We start from the raw sequence: 21767 nt of genomic DNA on the forward strand, positions 1-21767 counted from the left end.
GCGAATTTTAGAACAACGAGAACAGTATGTTTTATACCATTTTAGGCTATGTCTGGCAGTATGTGACTAATCCGAAAGCGATTATTGCACTGTCTATTTTTGTGGCACTCATAGCATCTTATAACACCATTCCGCGCAATCTATTCTGGGCGCTGATGGCAGTGTATATTCTGGGTGTGGTCGGATACGGGATTTATGCCTTGATCCAGCGTTATCGTCATGAAAAGCAGGGCGAAGAGCTGGCCGAAGCCATCAGTAAAGACACCGAAGCTGAATACGGCAAGCAGAAAGATAAAGAAGAATTACAGCTGATTCAACAACAAATGAAAGAATCGATTCAGCTGATCCGCAAGTCTAAACTGGGCGATAAAAAGGGCAATGCGGCCTTATATGAATTGCCGTGGTATATGGTGATTGGTAACCCGGCCGCCGGAAAAAGTTCGGCGATTTATAATTCCGGTCTGAAATTTCCCTTTGAAGAAAGCCATCAGAAAATGGTGTCTGCCGGTTTAAGCGGTACCCGTAACTGTGACTGGTTCTTTTCCACCGAAGGGGTATTGCTGGATACAGCCGGGCGTTATTCGGTCTATTCCGAAGATCATTCTGAATGGCTCGGTTTTTTAGGTTTACTGAAGAAAAACCGTTCTCAGGCGCCAATTAATGGCCTGATTGTAATTGTCAGCATTGCCGAGCTGGTTAGCCAGAGTCCGGAAAAATCAATTAAATTGGCCAAGAATTTACGTGCCCGGATTCAGGATTTAACCGAGCGTCTGGAAATTTATCCACCGGTGTATCTGGTGTTTTCCAAAATGGACCTGATTGCCGGCTTTACCGAATTCTTTGAATGTTATGAAGTGAATGAGTTTGATCAGGTCTGGGGCGCAACCTTACCTTATGATGCGGAATCTTCTCAAAATGCGGTCGAGTTGTTTGAAAAGCATTACGGCATTTTATATGACGGTTTAAAAGGCGTGAGCACCACCCATTTAAGTCGCCGCCATTCACAGAATATTTCCCCAAGCGTCATGACTTTCCCGCTGGAATTCAAGAGCTTAAAGCCAGCACTGAAAACCTTTATTGGTACCTTGTTTGAAGATAATCCGTACCAGTTTAAACCGGTATTCCGTGGTTTTTATTTCACCAGTGCCTTACAGGAAGGCACCATTGAAAGCCCGATGACCGAACAGATTGCGCAAGACTTTTTACTGACCAAGATTCCCAACAGTGAACATGGTGTGCCGACCCGTTCAGTTTCACAAAACCATGGTTACTTCCTGAAAGGGCTGTTTTCTGATGTGATTCTGAAAGACAAGAATCTGGTCAAACAGCATATTAATCCACTGCGTAAACGCCAGCGTTATGTTGGCTTTATTGCTGCATTATTTGGTGTGTCGATTATTCTGGGACTGTGGGTCTGGTCGTATCGCAATAACCAGCAGTTAATTGCCGAAGTGCAGCAAGACCTGAATAAAGTCGTGCAAATCGAGCAGCGCTCTGGCACCGAACTGGCCGGACAGCTTGAAGCCTTGCTGATTCTGCAAAACCGTATGTCACAGCTGGACAGTTTTGCTGAAGATCGTCCATTAAAATTTGGCTTTGGTTTATACCAGGGCAATGAGCTGCGTGAAAAGCTGAAGACTGAATATTTGCAAGGCGTGCAGCAGATTGTGCTGCAGCCAGCACAGCAAAACATGGCACAGTATCTGCAACGGGTAAAAGCCAATGAAGAAACCCTGAAGGCCAATCATGTCAATGTGGAAATCAAGCAGGCGGCCAACCAGCAGAAATATCTGGAGCCATCGGACAGTAATCCGCAAGATGCGTACAATGCACTGAAAGCCTACTTGATGATGAGCAATCCGGAATATCGTGAAGCTGGTCATTTAAGTGATCAGGTCACGCGTTTCTGGCGTCCGTGGTTAGATGCCAACCGGGGGGATTTGGCGCGCGGCCAAATGCTGAAAGATGCCGAGCAGATTTTATCTTATGCCATGACCCTGGCCAATGATGCCAAATTCCCGAATCTGGAAGCGGATACCTTGGTGGTTGATCAGTCGCGTCAGGTGTTATTGTCTGTGGTGCGTGGTATGCCGGCACGTGATCGGGTCTATAACGAAATTAAAATGCGTGCAGCGGTACGTTTCCCGGCCTTAACCGTCAAACAGATGGTCGGTGAGAATAATCAGGCGGTGGTGCTGGGCAGTTATGCCTTACCGGGTGTATTTACCCAGAAAGCCTGGGCAGAATATGTCGAAACCGCCATTGATGAAGTCTCCAACCGGCCAACAGATTCTAAAGACTGGGTGTTAAACAGTACCCAGTCCGATGACCTGACCTTTAGTGGCAGCCCCGATCAGATCCGTAAACAGCTGACCGATCTGTACAAGCAGGAATATATTGCAGAATGGCGTAAATTCCTGGCTGGTGTGCACTATGCCAAAGGCAAGGAATTTAAACAGTCTGCGCAGAATATTGAAAAACTGGGTGAACCGGAAAATTCACCAATCCGTCAGATGATTACCCGGATTGCACAGGAAACCTCGTGGGATAATCCGGTGGTTCAGGCAGAACTAGCCGCACCGCAAAAAGGTTTTATTGCCTGGTTTAAACGTAAAGTGTTGAACCGCGATGAAGCGAAAATGGCGGAACAGGCCGTAGCCAGAGCACAAGGACCAATTTCCAAAGAATTCCAGATGTTCTATCAGCTGGTACGTAAGCGTGATGACCAGCAGAACAAGTCTTTACTGGATGAGTATATGCAAGCGATTGCTCAGGTGCGCAGCAAGTTCAATGACCTGAAAAGTGCGGGCGATATTGGTCCATCGGCCATGACCTTGGTGAAACAGACCATCAATGATCAAAGTTCGGTGTTTAACAGTACCCAGAAACTGGTCGATGAGAAGATGACGGTGGGCTTAAATGAACGTGACCAGCAGCTATTACAAAAACTGTTGATCAGTCCATTAACGCATTCATTTGAAAGCCTGTTAATTCCGGCGCAGGATGAGATCAATAAACTCTGGACCATGCAGGCTTATCAGCCATTTAGCGCCAATTTAAGCAAAAAATATCCATTTAATTCCTCTGCGACCTTACAGGCGACCAGCAATGAAATTAGCCAGATTTTTGGTGAAAATGGCAGTATCGCCCGTTTTGTGAAAGAGCATTTAGATCCGCTGGTGATCCGTCGTGGCTATACCTTAACCTCAAAAACCTGGAAAGATTTAGGTATCAGCTTGAACCCGCAATTTGTGATGAATTTCCAGAGCTATGTCGCGCCTAGCAATGGCATGGCGACAGGTGAATTGTCTCAAACCGCGGCGCAAGCACCGGTGAATCAGTCCAACTTCCAGTTCTATCCATTACAGAATCCGCAATTACTGGCCTATACCATTGATATTGATGGGCAGCGTATGGTTTATGAAAATGGCATTCAGCAATGGGTGAATTTCGTCTGGCCAAATCCGGGTGCGATTCCGGGTGCGCGTATTACAGCGGTGGATTTAGAAGGTAAAACCCATACCGTCTTTGATGAACCGGGTGAGTACGGCATTAACCGTCTGATTGACACGGCTCAGCGTACCCAGCAAGGCGGCAGCTTTGAAATGGTCTGGAAAAGCAAGCAGGACCCGAATATTGCGGTGAAACTGAACTTCCGACTGATTAGCGGCAACTCGGGTAATATTGGCTCAAGCCGTGGCTATGCGGGTTTACAGCTGGTTGATCAGGTGGTTACCAATAAATCGGTACGTGTCGTGGCTGCGCAAACAGCACCGACACCTGCCACTGCACGCACCAATAGCACATCGCCTTTAAAAGGAATTGAAGGAGTACAGCCATGATCAGCCAGAACAGGCGAGTGGGAGAGCAGGGATGAATGAGCTGAAAACCCTGCCATTTTATTATGGTAAATGTCCGGCCCGAGGCGATTTTTTGAAAACCAAAGGCCAATCTTCACTGATTCAGGTGCTGGATCAGTGGATTACTGAGGCGCTGGAAAAAGCGATGCAGTCTCCAGAGTTTCAAAATCGCTATACGCAGCTGCCATCGCTAGATTTTTTCATTGCCAATCCGCAGGAATATAAATTTCTGGTGGCCAACTTAATTGCCAGCGAAGACAGTTCGGGGCGACAGTTTCCGATGGTGCTGAGCCATCTGCTAGATGTAGATGTCCCCCTGGAGCATTTGCTGTATGCGCCTTATCGCTATAAACAGACCCTGATTGATCTGTTTCAGAAAAACCGGGTGCTCAAGTCGATTCGTGATCCTGAGATTTTGCTGGACAAGCTGGCCAAACTGAATAACCAGATTCAGGTGTTTGATGTGCATGAAAGTGCCGCATTTTATGAACATCATACGACACATTCTTTTGCTCAGTTGATGAAAATCAGCACCTATGAGCTGGCACAAAGCATGATTGGACTGGGATTATTGCTGCAACCGGTGATCCATCAAGGCACCAGTAAATTAAATAAAGTACTGATTTTGCCGATTAATAACCATGCCTATTGCTATGAAATTGCAGCATTTTGGGTCAGTCTGATTAGCCGTTTTGTCGCCAATCAGAACACAGAATTGCTGGTCGGTTTACTGCATTATGACAAACCCTTGCTGACTTTTGGCTTTCATGGCGCAGATATTCAGGCTTTAAGCGAAATTTTTACCCAAAACCTGGACAGTTCACATTGGGTCTCATTGGTCAATGCCAGCTGGATTGATCCGTATCTGGAGCAAAATGCAGGTTTGGCGGCGTTGGAACAGGCTTTATGTGAACGCCAGCTTAGCTTAAGCCAGGGAATCAAACTCTTTAGACAGACTTTTATAGATGGATAAAATGATTAAAAATCAATTAAATACATATAAAAAACAATGGCTGTCTGTACTCTTGTTCAGTGTTAGTAGCTGGGTATGTGCACAGCCGATTGTAGTTGAAGGCGTGGTCCCGAATGAAGCCAGCAAACAGGCCATCCTGACTAAAATGCACAGTGTGTATGGTGCGGACCAAGTCATTGATAAAATTCAGGTTAAATCGGTTGCTGCACCCAATGGCTGGAGCGAATCGGTCACACGAATGATCACGCCAGACCTAAAAAAAGTGAAGCAGGGTCAATTGTCGGTACGCGGTACGCAAATTGATTTAAATGGAAAAATGTCCAATCAAAATGATATCCAGCCAACCACAAATGCTTTTCAGGGCTTGGTACAGGCGCCATATCGTTTTAATGCACAGTTATCTGTAAATCAGGCCGAACAGAAAATTATTGATGATGCCTTGAAAAACCGGATTATTGAATTTGAATCTGGCAGTGCGGTTTTAGCCGCATCTGGGACAAAAATTCTTGATGAGATGGCGATTGCCTTAAATAAGGTTGGTGGCAAGCAGGTGAAAATTATTGGCCATACTGATAGCTCTGGTGATGCCAATAAAAACCTGATCTTAAGTAAAGAGCGTGCACAGGCGGTAAAAGATTATTTGATTGGCAAAAATATTCCTGCAGATAGTTTGAGTGTGGAAGGTTTAGGCGCCAACAAACCTGTGGCAGACAACTCAACAGCTGAGGGTCGTAAAAAGAACCGTCGTATTGAGTTTGAAGTGATTTAAGTGGTCATTAAAGGAATAAGAGCCATCTACAGGATGGCTTTTATTTAATATGCTATATTTCGTATAATGTATATTATGTTAAATAGCATGTCGGGGATTGTGCCCTATACAAACTGTATGTTGGCACAACTTCACTGGAGAGATCCACCGATAGTTTAATCTCTCCAGTGAAGCATCCTAAGGAACATAATATACGTTATGCGGAAATCCGGGAGCTAAACTTATCCTGGCATGAATATATTCTTTTATCCTGGTGTGGATACAAACTTATCCTGGCATAAATATATATAAAAGCACCCTGTTGTTTTAATTTTGGTCAATCGTAACCCGCATATTATAGAACGCTACACCGGATTAAAGCCTATCAATTGTATGATCAAGTTTAGGATCTGTTGACATTTCATAATGGTAGCCAAATAAAGATACAAGCTAAGGCAACAGAATTTTCATAGCTTTGCTTTAGCTTGTCATAGCGTGTGGCAATTCCTCTAAATTGCTTTAATCTAGCAAAAGTATTCTCAATTAAATGCCTGATTTTATAAAAATACCAATCCACATGATCATTATTTGAAAGTGTATTGGATTTCTTGGGAATATTAGCTTGAGTTCCCGTTTTTTCTATCTGTTCTCTCAAGGATTCAGAGTCATAACCCTTATCGGCACAGAGAATTTCTGTCTCGTGCAGGTCTATATTGTTAACTAATTTCGGTGCCACTTTTACATCATGGGTCGTACCATCCTCTATCAAAAACTGAACAGGGTTCCCATGAGATTTAATAACTTATTATCTTTCGACCACCGGGAAAATTTCTTGAATATGGAGTTTGGCTTTCCGAAGGCAGCAGGTAAATCCCGCCACGGGCAGCCTGTACGGATTCTATAAAGAATAGCTTCAATAAAATTTCGAAGATTTTGTTTGAGATAAATACGAAAATTACGGAAAATGTTTTCTAACTTAGACCAGTGTTGATCAGTCAACATTGTACGAGGCATAGCGAGGAGTAGATTTGGTTTGGCGATTAAATTCTACTTTCTCGCTATTTTTTTTGCACAGTACAGTAAATGTCAACAGACCCTAATATTTATTGTTCTATTTTTTAATTGAGGAAACCGACTTCTTCTAAGTAAATCAAGTAATCCAAATTGAACAGGAAGCTCCTTCTAAAGATAATTATTTAGATCATGAATCTGCTGAGAAGCATACGCTCTATAATCAAACCACTATTATGAGCGTATTCGTTATCTTCCAATTGCCTTCAGCTTAACCCAAACCCTTAACCAGAAAGAAACAGCCCACAATCACCAATAACACGGCGAAACATTTTTTCAGGATTTGTGGCGATAATGCATGTGCTGTTTTCGCCCCAAGTTTGGCAGTAAAGAAACTCATAATGCTAATACCAAGAAAAGCATAAATATGAACAAAGCCAATAGTATTGGGCACATTCACCTGCGCCTGCATCCCAAAAATCATAAATCCCAAAGCACCGGCAACTGCAATGGGGAAACCACAGGCTGCAGATGTGCCTACTGCCTGTTGCATGACCACGCCATAACGGTTGAGATACGGTACGGTCAAGCTGCCACCGCCAATCCCAAAGATGGCTGAAGCAAAACCAATTCCCGAACCTGCAGCGATTTGTTGACCGGTTGAGGGCAAGGTTCGCCCCTGCTCTGCCGGCTTTTTGCTACCTGTAAACATGGTATACGCCACCCAGATCAGAAAGATTCCTACCACAATCTGCAAATGTAAGCCCGAAATTAAACCGGCAATCCCTGCACCGAAAAAGCATCCAATGGCCATAGGCGGAGCTAGATGTCTAAAGACTGGCCACAGCACTGCCTCGTTCTTATGGTGCGCCATCAATGAACTGATAGAGGTGATCACAATAGTTGCTAGCGATGTACCTAAAGCCAAATGCATAATCACATCCGGACTATAACCCATCTGCATAAACACGATATATAACAGTGGTACAATGATTGTTCCGCCACCGACCCCAAACAGCCCAGCGGCAAAACCTGCGCATGCCCCGATAATTAAAAAAATGATAATTTCCACGAAATACTGACTGAATAATTTGAAATTAAAGACAAGGCGCCTTAAGCAAGTTCCAGCTCACCAACCTGATGATAGGCACGATTAAAATACACCAGACCATGTTCTTGCTGACTGTGCTGAATGGCCAGCACACGGCACATAAAAATGCTATGCGTACCCACCTGCTGAATCTGCTCAATCTCGCAATCAAAGCTGGTCAAGGCATCTGTTAACACCGGCGCGCCGGTTTCCAGCTCAGTCCAGGTTCCATATTGAAAGCGCTCTTCAGACTTCATTTTGGAGGCAAAGACATTGGAGATTTGTTGATGCTGCGCGCCTAGCACATTCACGCTCAAGATTTTATTTTCAATAAAATGGGCGTGTGAGCGTGAAGCCTGATTCATGCAAACCAATAAGGTCGGTGGTGTATCGGTTACACTACACACGGCAGATGCGGTAAATCCATGCACACCAGACGCCCCTGCCGTAGTCACCACATTGACCGCGCTGCTGAGCAAAGACATGGCATTTCTAAAGTCTGCTGCTTCAATCATCACCGGATTCCTTCATTTTCTTGGGTTATGCTTGAAATGGTTGTTAAGCGGATGGGCCAGATGTTTTCCATCCATTCCCATCAGCTCTGCCACATGATGTGCCTGCGCGTTAAGCACTCAATTCTTGACGCACAATATCGGCGCCAGCGCTTAAAGCACGAAGTTTACCTTGCGCCACCTGACGCGATAACGGCGTCATACCACAGTTGGTCGATGGATAAAGCTTGTCGGCATCAACAAACTGCAAAGCTTTACGCAAGGTATTGGCCACTTCTTCTGCGGTTTCAATCTGGTTGGTGGCCACATCAATAGCGCCAACCATAACTTTTTTGCCGCGGATCAGCTCAATCAGGTCCATCGGTACGCGTGAGTTCTGACATTCCAGCGAAACAATATCAATTTTGGATTGTTGCAGTTTCGGGAACACGGCTTCATATTGACGCCATTCAGAGCCTAAGGTTTTTTTCCAGTCAGTATTGGCTTTAATGCCATAGCCATAGCAGATATGCACGGCGGTTTCGCATTTCAGACCTTCCAGTGCGCGTTCCAGCGTGGCCACACCCCAGTCATTGACTTCATCAAAGAACACGTTAAAAGCAGGTTCATCAAACTGGATAATATCGACCCCAGCGGCTTCGAGTTCCCTTGCCTCCTGATTCAGGATTTTGGCAAATTCCCAGGCCAGTTTTTCACGGCTTTTGTAATGACCATCGTACAGGGTATCAATCATGGTCATTGGACCCGGCAAAGCCCATTTAATTGGCTGAGTGGTCTGGCTGCGTAAAAACTTGGCATCTTCCACAAACACCGGCTGTTTCCGGGCCACCTCACCGATCACCGAAGGTACGCTGGCATCATAACGGTTACGAATACGCACCGTTTCCCGTTTTTCAAAATCCACACCTTCGAGATGTTCAATAAAGGTGGTGACAAAATGCTGACGGGTCTGCTCACCATCGCTGACAATATCAATTCCGGCCAGTAACTGTTCATGCAGTGACAGGCTCAAGGCATCCTGTTTGGCTTCACGCAGTGCATCGCCTTCAAGTTTCCATGGCGACCAGAGTTTTTCCGGTTCTGCCAGCCAGGATGGTTTCGGTAAGCTGCCTGCGGTTGAGGTTGGGAGTAAAATGCTCATCTTTAATCTTCTATCTCTATACGTTGAATTAAGCAGCGTTGGTTGCTACGGCGTAGCTGGCAGCCCACTGTTCCAGAATGTGCTGATACGGTTTAATAAAGTGTTCTTCTGTCCATTTGCCCTGTTTTACGGCCAGCTGGCTACGCTCGACACGGTCATAGACAATTTGCGTTAAGGAATAATCCGGGTACTCAAGACTAGGTTGATAGACCTGACCTGCAGTCGAGTTGGCATTATAAATTTCAGGACGATAAATCTTCTGGAAGCTTTCCATGGTGCTAATCGCGCTGATTAATTCAAGATCGGTATAATCCGCCAATAAATCACCGCTAAAATAGAACGCCAAAGGTGCAGCACTATTTTCCGGTTTAAAATAGCGAACAGTTAAACCCATTTTTGCGAAATAATGATCTGTTCTTGAGTATTCATTTTGCTGATATTCAACCCCTAACACCGGATGAATATTGGCGGTACGATAATAGGTTTTGGTGGTCGATACGCTCAGGCAGATCACCGGCTGTTTATTAAACTGTGACTGGAACGCCTCGGAATTCACCACGTACTGATACAGCTTGCCGTGCAAATCACCAAAGTTGTCAGGCATTTCCCCGGCTTTATGGCCTTGGGACAATAAAAGCACGCTAAAGTCATAATCACGTACATACGATGAAAAACTGTTTCCGATCATGCCTTCAATACGCTGATTGGTACGATGATCAACAATCGTCGATTTCAGCATTTCAATGGCTGGAAAGGCGTTACCATTGCCTTCGACATCAAGATCTGCAGACACAATATCAATTTCCAGTGAATAACGGTCACCCTTCGGATTATCCCAATGTGCCAAGGCATTAAAACGGTTATTGATCATGCGCAGCGTATTACGCAGGTTCTGTTCACGGCTTTCGCCACGCGCCAGATTGGCAAAGTTGGTTGTTAAACGGGTACTGTCCGCTGGTTGATAGTTTTCATCAAAACGAATACGTTGAATTGAACATGCAAACTGTTGACTCATCTGTTCCACCGCTTTAAATATCTAAAAATAAAAATCTGAATGTCTTTCTGGTTTTAGTTATACGTGAACCCTAAGATGAATAAAAATGATTTAATCTAAGTTAATAGTGAATTAAATTCATGTTTTGATTTGAATAGCGTTATTTAAGGCGAAAATATAGAAAAATAGACTGCCCTATGAGTCATCAATCGAGTCCAATTTTTCTTGCTGGAAAAAGGCCAAAAAGCTAGATTTAGAATCAAAATAGATTTCTTTAATTTTAATAAAAACAATTATTTATAATTTTTATTGTAGCTAAATATCTTCACATTTTGTTGAAGAAAATGAGCTTCTTGATGGAATAAAAAATTGGCTCGCCTAAATATTTGGATCTGGTCTGTTTAGGTCAAACGGCGCTTATATAAAAATGTCTATAAAAGCATCAACATGAATTTGGCTCAGTTGAAGATGAGGAAAAATCAAGGGGTTTAGCTTGTAAATGATCAGTGATTTACCTTCCTATTAAACGAATAGATGCAGTGATCTTCTGTAGCCCTATCTTCTTGAGAGGCGACTTAGCGACGCTCAGCCTCTATAAAAAATGAAAATTTAAACCGGCTCAGCTATACTGCTTAAAATACAAGCAGAATATTAAGATCAGTAAAATAAGGAAATATCCGATGACTTTTCAAAAAACAATCTTAGGCCTAAGTTTAGGTTGTGTACTGACACTGTATGGCTGTGCCAAACCCACTTCTGATCAGGCTGAAACTGAAGTCAGTACTTCTGAAATCACATCAGATTCAAATGAAACTGCCAAAGCCAGCTCAGATTTTGATCTGAATAACATCCCCATTTCGACCGCAGTGCTTGGCGAGTTTCCTTATATTGAGTTACCACAGGGTTATCGCTATCAGAATGATGAAAATCGAAAGTTTGAACGTGTGCCGTTTTGGACAGGACATGACTTTCACTGGGTTGAAGGAAAACTGTTTAGTTCGGGTATTACCGCTAAATCAGATTATAAAGAAGGCAGTTATTTAGAAATACAGCGTAATCTTGATGCGGTAATTAAACAGCTTGGCGGTGTAGAAGTTGCCAATAGTCAAATCCCCAAAGAGCTTGCCAACAGTCTGCCTGATGCCATTCGGGTGCAACATGGTTCAGGTTTGGCGGATATTTATAATTACCCTGCGCAAACGTATGTGATTCGACAAGCGGATAAAAATATTTGGTTCCATTTGGCGCAATCTGGCAACTATATAGGTTTAATGGTAGCGGAAAGTCAGCCCTTAAATATCACTGCCAAAGCACTGACGTCGAGTGCACTGAAACAAAGTCTAGATCAGAACAGTAAAGTGAGTGTGCAAATTAACTTTGCCACAGATCAAGCCGATATTTTGCCAGACTCACAAGAACAAATAGATCAGATTATTGCTTTACTGAAAGATAACGATGATTTAAAGCTTGGCATTTATGGACATACTGATAATACAGGTGATGCAGCACATAATTTAAAACTGTCTGAGCAACGTGCGCAAGCTGTAGTTGCTGCCCTAACTAAAGCAGGTATCGATTCAAATCGTCTGACAGCCAAAGGTTTTGGGGATACTCAGCCTATTACAGATAATACGACTGAAGATGGTAAGGCGAAAAACCGTCGGGTGGAGTTGGTGAAATTATAAAAGTCTAAGTGTAAAAAGACCGCTCAATTGCGGTCTTTTTTACATCTTTTTATAAATGGTGTCACGGCAGTCAACGTCTAAAACAAGCACCACAATTTTGGCGTCAATGACTTGATAGACTAAGCGATACGCGGTTTCAGCTTACCAAACTTTTTAAGTGCGGTTTTTGTGAACTCGAGCTCTTAAGTCATCTAAAGTTATCCTGATTGTTTCTTCACTTTTCGCTTTTTCTGCTAGTTGTAATAAATAAACCTCGTCCATAACACAATCCATGTTTCATAAGCTCCAAATAGGATGTTCTTCCCAATTATCAGGAAAACCCATCGCAACACGCCAATTTTCATCTTTCACAATAGGTTTTAAGAGTTTATTCAATTGATAGCACCACTCTGAATCAAATCCTGTCGGTCTTAGCAAGGTTTTTAAGATTAAGAGTACATAGAAGATACGTTTATTCGTCGGTGTAATCGGTGATTGCCAATTTGGATCTTTGTCAGCTTTAGATTTAATTGCTAATTCTTTATTCCATAACCGTCCATGATGGGCACAAATATTTCTTACATAGGTCAATATATGTAACCATTCAGCTAATTTTTCATGATGCAAAGAAAAATGCTGTGCGATAGCTTTCTTATCTTCTTTATTGTTTGCCTTATTATTTATTAAACCACTATATAAAAATGACAATGAACCAAAACTTAAAACTTCTGTCAGCATCCAGATTGGGATTTGAGGAAAACCCTCATAATTTTGTTGAAAATGCTGGATGAACGTATCTTTAGAGCGTTCAACTTCTTTATTGCATGTTTCTAAAAATTTTCTATGGTTAAATTTGGGATAAAAATTTTGTGCGCTGTATATACCAAATGCACCATATTGATGACCGAGATAATACGTTAATTTCGTTCGTAAAAACGTTTCTATAATTTCTATAGCACCGAATATTTGTAATCGTAATTCAGTATCAAATTCATATAATTGCACAATTTTTTCAAACGAAGTGCCCGGCTTGAATCGATCTAAGACATTATTTCCTGACCTTATTCGGTGATGATGCACTTGCTCAGCATATGATAAAGGCTTTTTATTCTAAGGTTTTAACATAATTCACTAAAATCGAGGCATAAAAAACCGCCAAGGTTGCGCGGACTTCAAAAGAAGAACTAAGCGTGGCGGCTGTATTAAGTACATAATAGCGGCAATTGTCATTATTAGCAAGTTATGATCAAAAACCGCCCTTAGCGACGGTCTTTTTTATATCTAATCTCCCCTAACCCCTCTTTATTAAAGAGGTGAGGAACAGCGTTCCGCATGAGGAGGATTATTTAAGCCGCAGGTGCTAACCTAAACAACACCTGCCATTGTTCATGAACCTTTTACTTCTCAAAAATCTCTCTTAAATCCTCCGTCATCCCTTGGGCGGACTTAAACTCGCCTTGCTGGTTTTTCCACACCATTGACGGCGTGGCAAAGAAACCATATTTAGCCATCAGTTCCTGATTGGCATCTATTTTTGCAGCAATATCAGCAGGGATATTCTTGGTAATTTTTAACTTGTTTTGCCCTTTGTTGGCATTGTAACTGGTAAACACCTGCTGCGGATTTTTAGCCATCAGCATGGTCGCCACTTGCCCGCGGCTCTCATCACGAATGACAGCCACCTGAATATGTCTAAGCTGTACCTTCCCCGCCTTCACCCACGGACGTGCCTTTTGCCAGAAGGTATGGCAATACGGACAATTCGGGTCTGAAAATACATATACAATCCGCGGCGCATCTTTTTGTCCGTCCTGAATCCAGGTGGAGTTCTCCAGACTTTTCCAGACATCATCCAGCACGGCGTCTTTGACATGGGTTTCAAGCGCTTTGATGGTCAGGTTCTCACCCTTGGCATTGTGCAAATCGCCAATAATGTAATATTTCTGGTCATTGGAAATAAACACGGTCGCCGGACTTTGCTGCATATGCCCGGCCCATCCGGTCATTTTTTCTGGCGCTTCAATCTGTTTGATAAATTTAAATCCTTCCTGCTCAATCTGTTTTTTCAGATCAGTCTGGGCAAATGCTGTCGTATTTAACAGCAGCAGGAACAACGCAGCGGGATAGATCATTTTCATAAGAATTTCCTGTTATTTTGAAGATGGAGCAGAAAGCTCGTTGATATAGCGACGCAGCATCGGCTGGGTCAGTTCTCCCATATGCCGATGCACGAGCTGTCCTTGCGCATTAAAGAACAAGGTGCTTGGCAAGCCGTACATATTCATCTGGGTGGCCATGTCACCTTGAGGATCAAACAGGACATGCTGGAAATTAAAACCATGCTGACGCAGATAATCCTGTACCGTGTCAGTCGTTTCGCCCTGATTCAGCATTACAAAATGAATGTCCGGATAATCCTGCTGGGCCTGATGTAAAACCGGCATTTCCCGGTGACACGGCGGACACCAGCTGGCCCACAGGTTGATGACGGTCGGTTTGCCAACCCAGTGCTGTAGCGGCACCTGTTGCTGCTGTAAATTTTGAAATTGCAGGTCAGGATACTGATTCTGCTGTGGCAAGACTGATTGAATACCCCAGTTCAGACAAAGCTGGATCGCAACAAATAGCGCGATCAATATCGCTTTAGGCAGATTGGCCAATGCCCGGTTTTTCCATAAAAACCACCCAATGCCGGCAATCAATCCACCATAAAAATGAAAGCCTTTGTCCTGAATCTTGATTATATCCAGTGGTGTCGCCAGATAAAGATCGGCATGCATCAGCACAAAAACCAGTCGTGCGGCAATTAATCCCACCCAGAATGACGTCCACAAGCTGTCACTAAAGATGCGCCAGCTAGGTTCAGGCCATTGCTGTTTCTGTCTGAAATATCGCCCTGCCCCATACACCAGCACTAATCCGGTGAGCAGCAGCACAATCTGCCACGGCAACATCAGTGGGCCTATATGCAGCGCCGTTGCAGAAACCATCATGGCGTGTTCGCCTGCTGAAGTTGCTGTAAGCGCTGAATAAGTTGGGTCGCGCTAAAGGTACCAGTTAAACGTAAAGTACGCTGTTCCTGCTGCTGACTGTCCAGGAAAATCATGGTCGGTGGACCAAGAATCTGCCAGTCACGCAGTAATTCATCTTGAGATGGATGATACTCGGTTAAATCCAGTTTAATTCGTACCACATCCTGCAAGGCTGCCTGTACATCGGTACGGGGCAGGACTTCATTTTCTACCGGTTGACAGGCCACACACCAGTCGGCATAGACATCAATCACGATACTGCGTCCACTGTTCTGCTGTAGCAGCTGTGCCAGTTCCTGCTGGGTATGCACCTTTTGCCAGCTGAGTGTTTGTTGGGCATGGACCGCACCCATCTGCTGAAGGCCATGTTGAATATGCCAAATACCAATAGCGGTCATGGCCAGCGCCAGCACAATAACGCCAACACGCGAAATTTTCCCTTGCAGATGTCTGCGGATTAAATCGAAGCAGTAAATCGCCAGTGCCAGGAAAATAATGCCCATCAACAGGAAATAGGCCACAGTCGGCAGCAATGGGCGGGCGAAATAAACCGCCAGCGCCAGCATTAAAAAGCCGAAACTGAATTTCAACCGGTCCATCCACAAACCCGGTTTCGGTAAATATTTGGCGCCAAATACAGCGGCAATAAATAAAGGAATCCCGAGGCCCAGACCCAGTACAAACAGATAGGTCGCGCCAAGTACTGGCTGATCCAACTGCGATACGAACAGCAAAGCACCGGCCAAAGGTGCGCTCATACACGGACCTACAATCAGCGCGGAAATCATCCCCATTAACGCAGCACCCACCAGCGTACCGCCCTGCTGTTTTTGCTGCCATCGGTCCAGTCGTTGTAATAAACCTTGTGGTAAGGACAGCTGATACACCCCAAACAGGTTCAAGGCAAACAAGATAAATAGCACCGCAAAGATGCCAATAAAGATCGGGCTTTGGAACCAGCGCTGGAAACTATAGCCCAGTTGTGCAACCGCCAGTCCCATCACCGCATACACTGCGGCCATACCCAGTACGAAAGCCAGCGCAATCAACGCAGCACGATAACCACGATGACGCTGTACCAGAATGCCAGACAAAATTGGAATCAGTGGCAAAGAACAAGGTAAAAAGGCCAGTAAAATACCAAAACCTAAAAAAATCAGCAGATTAAAAAATAAATGATGTTCCGAGAGTAAATTGAAAAAATACTGGTCGTTGTTCCATTCAGATTGTAATGACGCGGCGGCTGCCGTTTGTGTCTCGCCTGCGATTTCACTGGCCTGCACCGGATTGGACGCTACGACTGAAATTTCTGAAGCCGCGACAGCATCAGTGAGTTTTGTCGGCTCTGTATTCTCTACTGCGGCAATCGACTCATTTTCAATGACTGCTTCTTCGGCGGCAGCAGATGTAGTTGTCAGTACTGTTTTTTCAGGTTTACTTGGTGCCGCTTCAATTTTAGCCGGTGCATCCAGCGCGACCGGTTTGGCGGCACTTAATAAACGCCGTTCGCTTGAAGGCGCATCTGACTGGGGCAACAAGCCTTGCGCATCGGTCTGAATGGTGGCGCGTTGCACCGGATAACATAAACCGCTTTCGGCACAGCCCTGCCACTGAATTTTAAATTGCTGGTTTGGCGCGACCTTAATTGTAGTCTTGACCTGATGATAATGCACCTTGGTCTGGCCAAAGGTCGGATCGTTCTTATCTTCCGGGACCGGCAGCTGTAATTTTAGCGCACCGGCATCGCTACGCACCTGCAGCTGATCATGATATAAATAATAATTCTCGGCGATGGTCCAGCGCAGTTCCGCCTGATCATCACTAATAGAACGCGCCTGAAACTGAAACGCCTGATCGGGTGGCAAGAACTCCTGCGCCTGTGACCAAACTGGCCAGAATGCACAAAGAACCACAAGCAAAGCACTTACACGCGTAATCATGACGTCCATTTTTCTGTAGAAAACCCGATTCATTATTAAAAAGATTAAATTAAGAGAACATTAACATAGCTCATTATTTATAAAATAGGATTTCAGGTGGAGAGTAACTATGTTTGTGGTTCTGGTCGAAGATGATCCTTATATTGCCCAAAGTATCTGTTCAGCGCTGGACTATTTAAATATTTCAGTCGAGCATGTGGCTACTGCGCGTGCTGCCGATTATTTTATCCGGCAAAGTGCGGTCGACCTGTGCCTGCTGGATTTGGGCCTGCCCGATCAGGATGGTCTGGAACTGCTGCAGCAGTGGCGCCAGGATGAAATTCATCTGCCAGTGCTGGTTTTAACCGCCCGGCATCAAACCCGGCAATGTGTAGAAGCCTTAAATCTGGGGGCCGATGACTACCTGACCAAACCCTTTGAACTGGATGAGCTGATTGCCCGTATACATGCGCTGGCACGGCGTAATCGAGGTTTTTCTTCCAATCTGTTACAACTGGGCGATTTGCAGTTAAACCGCGATACCCAGGAAGTGACGTTCCAGCAGCAGCCGGTGACTCTGTCACGGCGTGAATACAGCCTGCTGGAAACCCTGATGAGCCATCCCAACCAGATTTTAAAAAATGAACAGCTGCTCGATAAACTGTATGGCTATCAGGACAGTATCGAGAGCAACGCGCTGAATGTGCATATTTATCATTTACGCCAGAAACTAGAGCCGCAGCTGATTCAGACCATTCGTGGTGTGGGCTATATGTTTAAAGTACCGGAAACCGAGAGCTGAATATGCAGAACTACAGTTTAAAATGGCGGCTGGTCAGCATGTTTATGGTGGTGTTTCTTAGCCTGTGGAGTCTGGTGTTTTGCTGGCTGTATTATGATTTGCAGCAGCGGCTGCAAGATACGCTGGATCAGCGCCTGTTTGCCTCTGCACAAATGGTGGCGCGGCTGATTCAGCATTTGCCGCTCCAGGAAATTAATCCTGACTCCTTAAAACAGGTGGCCGAACAGTATCATGCGCAAAACCTGATTGCCTGTGAGGTGTCGGTGTTTAGCTCGGATATTACCCTGGGACCCTATGTGGTGGCCCGTACCCGCGGTGCGCCGGCGCAGCTGACCGGGCAGCAACCGGGCTTTAGCACTTGGCAGGAAAATGGTGTGGAATGGCGCAGTTATGTGCTGCGTAAAGGCGATATTCAGGTGGTGGCCGCAGAACGGCTGGTGCTTAGAGCGTCGTTATTGCAACAGATTCTGCAATCGGTGCTGATTCCGCTGGTGTTATCGCTATTGATCTGTATGGCGCTGGTGATTCATATTCTGCGTAAAGAATTCCGCCCTTTAGATGATATGGCCCAGCAACTGGCAGATAAACAGCATTCGCTGTCAGATGCCGCGCATTATTTGCAACATCTGGATGCGCGTAAAATTCCCAAAGAAGTCCAGCCTTTTGTCGATAATTCCAATCAGCTGATTCAGAACCTGCATCATAGTCTGGAAAATGAAAAACTGTTTACCGCCTATGCCGCACACGAACTGCGTAGTCCTTTAACTGCAATTAAAACCCATGTACAACTCAGCCGGATGATGGTCGAGCAAAATCCGGCGCAGGCCAGCAAGCTGATTGAAAACCTGAAACAGGCGGAAAGCAGTATATGGCGCTATCAGCAGTTGCTGGAACAATTGTTATTACTGAGCCAGACTGATCATGAAGCAGCGCAAGCCGCCCCAGATTCAGATACCACCGAAGTCGCGCCGGTTTTAAGACAAGTGATAGAAGAATTAAGTCCGGTTTATCCGCATTTAAATAGCGTATTGCAGGTCGATTGGGAAAATCTGCAGACCCTGCAATTGCCACCGCTGAGCTTGCAGACCATCCTGAAAAATCTGCTGGAAAATGCCCTGTTACATGCCCAAGGCTTAAGCCGGATTGCAATTGCCATGCATGATCAGCAACTGCTGGTACAAGATGATGGTCAGGGGCTGACTGCCGCTGAACTGACCCAGATGACCCGGCGCTTCTGGCGTAAATCTGCCCAGCAACAGGGTCATGGTTTAGGGCTGGCTTTGGTGAAAGCACTGCTCCAGCATCATCACTACCAGATGGATTTAAGCCTGAACCCGCCTCAGGGTTTAAGCATTCGCATTCGGCCGGAGCAACCCTCTTCCACGCTCAATTAAAAGGTTGATGCTTGGGGACTAGATTAGAAGCTATATCTTAAGCCCCAAACCGCCTGATTTTTCTGTTTGATTTTACTGCGGTCATAGCCACCCAGAATGAAGTCGGAAAAGACATTCACATTCGGCGCAACTGCATAATCCAGGCCGACCGAGGCAAAACGAAAAGCGGTATCGGTCTGGGTATCTAAAAATTCCTGACCTTCATATTTGCCGGAGTCATTAAAATAGGAACCGGCAACGGCCAGATTTCCAGTTAATTTGTCGCTGAGCTGATGGGCATAGTTCAGGCTGACATAGGTATCGCCCTGATTCATATACACCACATCATATAAATAGGTCGACACGCCGAAGGTTAGTGTAGCTTGCTCATTCAGGTTTTTACTGACACGCAGGCCCAGTTCATTGGAGGTGGTGCTGTCCCCACCCGGATAATAATAGGTCGCATTCCACAGATCCCAAGTGAGGCCTTTAAAATCTGACACATGCCCGACAATAAAATCATGTTCCATTTTATCGGTGCTGTATTGCCGGCCTTGTTGTAAATCGCGGTATGAATAACCCAGTGTACTGCCCCAATAAGCAGCGTAAAAATTTCCATAGCCCAGGGTTAAAGAGGCCTGCAAAGCCAGGTCTTCATTTTCTGGTGCATTGGTCAGACCGCGCGACACATATTTAGATACTGCGGTCAGCTGACCAGACACATCAATAGAGAAAGACGATGCATCATTGGCCCAGCTGGACATGCTGATACATGACAGATACCCGGCGGCGACCACCGTTCTTGTAAATGGAATCATTGTTTTAAAATTTAACCTGATTAAATGTAAAAAATCCCAGCCAACCATCGGACCGTGAGCTGTGCGGATGGTTGGGTATCTGGTTTTAACTAAGAAAAAGGATGTGTATAAAAATGCACATCAAAATGATCTAAGAGATCAAAGCGTTCTGTTGCGGCTAGATTGACCGGACTGGCGTATTGGCCCGGTAAAATGGCGCCGTAGATTTGGCCAGCGCCGGTTTGGCGCGAATATGATCGGCCAGTTTTTCGGCCATCATAATGGTGGTGGCATTCAGGTTGCCGGTAATAATCAGCGGCATGATGGAAGCATCAATCACACGCAGGTTTTGCAGCCCATGTACCCGCCCGTAGCCATCGACCACCGCCATATCATCTTCACCCATTTTGCAGCTGCAAGATGGATGGAACGCAGTTTCAGCGTGGTTACGGATAAATTCGTCCAGCTCGGCATCGCTTTGTACCTGTTTGCCCGGGCTGATTTCTTCGCCGCGATAGGCATCTAAAGCCGGTTGATGCATGATGTCCCGGGTAATGCGGATGGCATCACGGAACTCGCGCCAGTCCTGTTCGGTACTCATATAATTGAACAGGATACTTGGATGCTGAAACGGATCTTTGGAGCGCAGTTTGACCCGCCCACGAGATGGAGAGCGCATAGAACCAACATGCGCCTGAAAACCATGCTGCTGAATGGCATTACTGCCATTGTAGTTAATGGCGACCGGTAAAAAGTGATACTGGATATTCGGCCAGGCAAACTCATCGGAGGTGCGGATAAAGCCACCGGCTTCAAACTGGTTACTGGCACCCACACCCTGACCTAAAAACAGCCATTCTGCGCCAATTTTTGGCTGGTTATACCATTTTAAGGCGGGATATAAGCTGACCGGTTTTTTGCACTGATACTGCAAATACATTTCCAGATGATCTTGCAGGTTTTCACCTACGCCCGGTAAATCATGAACCACCGGAATCTCCAGGCTTTTTAGATGCTGGGCATTACCGACACCGGAACGCTGCAGAATTTGCGGGGAAGCAATGGCACCCCCACAGAGCAGCACTTCTTTTTCAGCAAAGACTTGCTGTGGCTGCGCGGTACTTTGTCCCTGAAAATATTCGACGCCTATAGCCTGCTTGCCATTAAATAGAATTTTATGGGTCATGGCATGGGTGCGAATGGTTAAATTCGGGCGCTGTCTGGCCATATCCAGATAACCACGCGCTGTGCTGGAACGGCGTCCCTGCGGGGTTACGGTACGGTCCATCGGACCAAATCCTTCCTGCTGATAGCCATTTAAATCATCGGTACGTGGATAGCCGGCCTGCACCGCAGCATCGACCATGGCATGAAACAGCTCGTTATTTCCGGCTTTCGGGGTGGCGACCTGTACCGGACCGCTGTCGCCATGATAGTCATTGCCGCCAATATCACGGGTTTCGGCCTTTTTATAATAAGGCAGGCAGTCGGCATAGCTCCAATGCTCCAGTCCTTTCAAACTGGCCCATTGTTCCAGATCCATCGCATTGCCGCGGATATAACACATGCCGTTAATCAGGGAGGAACCGCCCAAGCCTTTACCGCGACCACATTCCATGCGGCGATTATTCATATACGGTTCCGGATCGGTCAGATAGGCCCAGTTATAACGCCGGCCCTGTAAGGGATAAGCCAGCGCGGCAGGCATCTGGGTACGAAAATCCAGCCGGTAGTCCGGCCCACCTGCTTCCAGGAGCAACACCGTCGTTTCTGGATCTTCGGTTAATCGAGCCGCCAGCACATTCCCGGCAGAACCTGCGCCAATAATAATATAGTCATAGTTCATGCAGC

16 protein-coding genes and 1 pseudogene are annotated in these 21767 nt (G+C 45.4%); 6 read left to right on the forward strand and 11 right to left on the reverse strand.

The window, feature by feature from the left end; genetic code table 11:
- Positions 1–26 precede the first annotated feature (26 nt).
- From tssM to GA693_RS04895, 3 genes are read left to right on the forward strand one after another with little or no spacing between them, the layout of a single operon-like run.
- The gene (gene tssM, locus GA693_RS04885) at positions 27–3842 is read left to right on the forward strand and encodes a type VI secretion system membrane subunit TssM (RefSeq protein WP_160241321.1); all 3816 of its coding nucleotides are present in this window, start codon (positions 27–29) and stop codon (positions 3840–3842) included.
- Positions 3843–3873: 31 nt separating this feature from the next.
- Complete coding sequence (tagF, locus tag GA693_RS04890) at positions 3874–4833, forward strand: type VI secretion system-associated protein TagF (protein WP_160241320.1); 960 nt, start codon at positions 3874–3876, stop codon at positions 4831–4833.
- Position 4834: 1 nt separating this feature from the next.
- The gene (locus GA693_RS04895) at positions 4835–5602 is read left to right on the forward strand and encodes an OmpA family protein (protein ID WP_075175237.1); all 768 of its coding nucleotides are present in this window, start codon (positions 4835–4837) and stop codon (positions 5600–5602) included.
- A 400-nt stretch (positions 5603–6002) separates the two neighbouring features.
- On the opposite strand, the pseudogene GA693_RS04900 reads toward GA693_RS04895, so the two are convergent.
- From GA693_RS04900 to GA693_RS04920, 5 genes and pseudogenes are all read right to left on the reverse strand, one after another.
- A pseudogene (locus tag GA693_RS04900) lies at positions 6003–6595 on the reverse strand (IS5 family transposase).
- Positions 6596–6863: 268 nt separating this feature from the next.
- Positions 6864–7664, reverse strand: coding sequence for a sulfite exporter TauE/SafE family protein (locus GA693_RS04905; protein ID WP_045795662.1), 801 nt, complete (start codon positions 7662–7664; stop codon positions 6864–6866).
- Positions 7665–7705: 41 nt separating this feature from the next.
- Positions 7706–8197 carry a flavin reductase gene (locus GA693_RS04910; RefSeq protein WP_005177877.1) on the reverse strand — a complete coding sequence of 164 codons (492 nt, stop codon included), beginning with the start codon at positions 8195–8197 and terminating at the stop codon, positions 7706–7708.
- Between the two features lie 109 nt (positions 8198–8306).
- Complete coding sequence (locus GA693_RS04915; RefSeq protein WP_104498182.1) at positions 8307–9335, reverse strand: methionine synthase; 1029 nt, start codon at positions 9333–9335, stop codon at positions 8307–8309.
- Positions 9336–9363: 28 nt separating this feature from the next.
- Positions 9364–10350, reverse strand: coding sequence for a DUF1852 domain-containing protein (locus GA693_RS04920; protein WP_160241319.1), 987 nt, complete (start codon positions 10348–10350; stop codon positions 9364–9366).
- 659 nt (positions 10351–11009) lie between these two features.
- Between GA693_RS04920 and GA693_RS04925 the strand changes: the two genes are divergently transcribed.
- Positions 11010–12014 carry an OmpA family protein gene (locus tag GA693_RS04925; protein WP_160241318.1) on the forward strand — a complete coding sequence of 335 codons (1005 nt, stop codon included), beginning with the start codon at positions 11010–11012 and terminating at the stop codon, positions 12012–12014.
- Positions 12015–12290: 276 nt separating this feature from the next.
- Here the strand turns inward: GA693_RS04925 and GA693_RS04930 are convergent, their stop codons facing one another.
- The 4 genes from GA693_RS04930 to dsbD all read right to left on the reverse strand — a co-directional run bounded on the left by GA693_RS04930 (position 12291) and on the right by dsbD (position 16965).
- Positions 12291–12998, reverse strand: a complete 708-nt coding sequence (locus GA693_RS04930; RefSeq protein WP_267313206.1) for an Abi family protein — start codon at positions 12996–12998, stop codon at positions 12291–12293.
- A 392-nt stretch (positions 12999–13390) separates the two neighbouring features.
- Positions 13391–14131, reverse strand: coding sequence for a thiol:disulfide interchange protein DsbG (gene dsbG, locus GA693_RS04935; RefSeq protein WP_075175219.1), 741 nt, complete (start codon positions 14129–14131; stop codon positions 13391–13393).
- A 12-nt stretch (positions 14132–14143) separates the two neighbouring features.
- The gene (locus GA693_RS04940) at positions 14144–14986 is read right to left on the reverse strand and encodes a TlpA disulfide reductase family protein (protein ID WP_160241317.1); all 843 of its coding nucleotides are present in this window, start codon (positions 14984–14986) and stop codon (positions 14144–14146) included.
- On the reverse strand, positions 14983–16965 hold the full coding sequence (gene dsbD / locus GA693_RS04945; RefSeq protein ID WP_160241316.1) for a protein-disulfide reductase DsbD: 1983 nt from the start codon (positions 16963–16965) through the stop codon (positions 14983–14985). Before dsbD ends, GA693_RS04940 begins: the two co-directional genes overlap by 4 nt.
- 109 nt (positions 16966–17074) lie before the next feature.
- Here dsbD and GA693_RS04950 point away from each other — a divergent pair, with 109 nt between their 5' ends.
- Together GA693_RS04950 and GA693_RS04955 are read left to right on the forward strand one after the other, a co-directional pair.
- Positions 17075–17746, forward strand: a complete 672-nt coding sequence (locus tag GA693_RS04950) for a response regulator transcription factor (protein ID WP_016658141.1) — start codon at positions 17075–17077, stop codon at positions 17744–17746.
- Positions 17747–17748: 2 nt separating this feature from the next.
- Positions 17749–19140 (forward strand): ATP-binding protein, encoded by a 1392-nt coding sequence (locus tag GA693_RS04955; protein WP_160241315.1) that lies wholly within the window; start codon positions 17749–17751, stop codon positions 19138–19140.
- 23 nt (positions 19141–19163) lie between these two features.
- Here GA693_RS04955 and GA693_RS04960 read toward each other — a convergent pair whose 3' ends face one another.
- Together GA693_RS04960 and betA are read right to left on the reverse strand one after the other, a co-directional pair.
- Positions 19164–19937, reverse strand: a complete 774-nt coding sequence (locus GA693_RS04960) for a TorF family putative porin (protein WP_160241314.1) — start codon at positions 19935–19937, stop codon at positions 19164–19166.
- Positions 19938–20094: 157 nt separating this feature from the next.
- Positions 20095–21762, reverse strand: a complete 1668-nt coding sequence (gene betA, locus GA693_RS04965; protein ID WP_104513487.1) for a choline dehydrogenase — start codon at positions 21760–21762, stop codon at positions 20095–20097.
- Positions 21763–21767 lie beyond the last annotated feature (5 nt).

This window comes from Acinetobacter indicus (genome assembly GCF_009914475.1).
GTDB lineage: Bacteria > Pseudomonadota > Gammaproteobacteria > Pseudomonadales > Moraxellaceae > Acinetobacter > Acinetobacter indicus.

Bases quoted from the DNA above. Each gene is read 5' to 3' on its own strand.
- GA693_RS04895 (WP_075175237.1), top strand. From the start codon at position 4,835: ATGATTAAAAATCAATTAAATACATATAAAAAACAATGGCTGTCTGTA.
- GA693_RS04910 (WP_005177877.1), bottom strand. From the start codon at position 8,197: ATGATTGAAGCAGCAGACTTTAGAAATGCCATGTCTTTGCTCAGCAGC.
- GA693_RS04920 (WP_160241319.1), bottom strand. From the start codon at position 10,350: ATGAGTCAACAGTTTGCATGTTCAATTCAACGTATTCGTTTTGATGAA.
- GA693_RS04960 (WP_160241314.1), bottom strand. From the start codon at position 19,937: ATGATTCCATTTACAAGAACGGTGGTCGCCGCCGGGTATCTGTCATGT.
- dsbG (WP_075175219.1), bottom strand. From the start codon at position 14,131: ATGAAAATGATCTATCCCGCTGCGTTGTTCCTGCTGCTGTTAAATACG.
- tssM (WP_160241321.1), top strand. From the start codon at position 27: ATGTTTTATACCATTTTAGGCTATGTCTGGCAGTATGTGACTAATCCG.
- GA693_RS04925 (WP_160241318.1), top strand. From the start codon at position 11,010: ATGACTTTTCAAAAAACAATCTTAGGCCTAAGTTTAGGTTGTGTACTG.
- tagF (WP_160241320.1), top strand. From the start codon at position 3,874: ATGAATGAGCTGAAAACCCTGCCATTTTATTATGGTAAATGTCCGGCC.
- GA693_RS04940 (WP_160241317.1), bottom strand. From the start codon at position 14,986: ATGATGGTTTCTGCAACGGCGCTGCATATAGGCCCACTGATGTTGCCG.
- GA693_RS04955 (WP_160241315.1), top strand. From the start codon at position 17,749: ATGCAGAACTACAGTTTAAAATGGCGGCTGGTCAGCATGTTTATGGTG.
- dsbD (WP_160241316.1), bottom strand. From the start codon at position 16,965: ATGATTACGCGTGTAAGTGCTTTGCTTGTGGTTCTTTGTGCATTCTGG.
- betA (WP_104513487.1), bottom strand. From the start codon at position 21,762: ATGAACTATGACTATATTATTATTGGCGCAGGTTCTGCCGGGAATGTG.
- GA693_RS04915 (WP_104498182.1), bottom strand. From the start codon at position 9,335: ATGAGCATTTTACTCCCAACCTCAACCGCAGGCAGCTTACCGAAACCA.
- GA693_RS04950 (WP_016658141.1), top strand. From the start codon at position 17,075: ATGTTTGTGGTTCTGGTCGAAGATGATCCTTATATTGCCCAAAGTATC.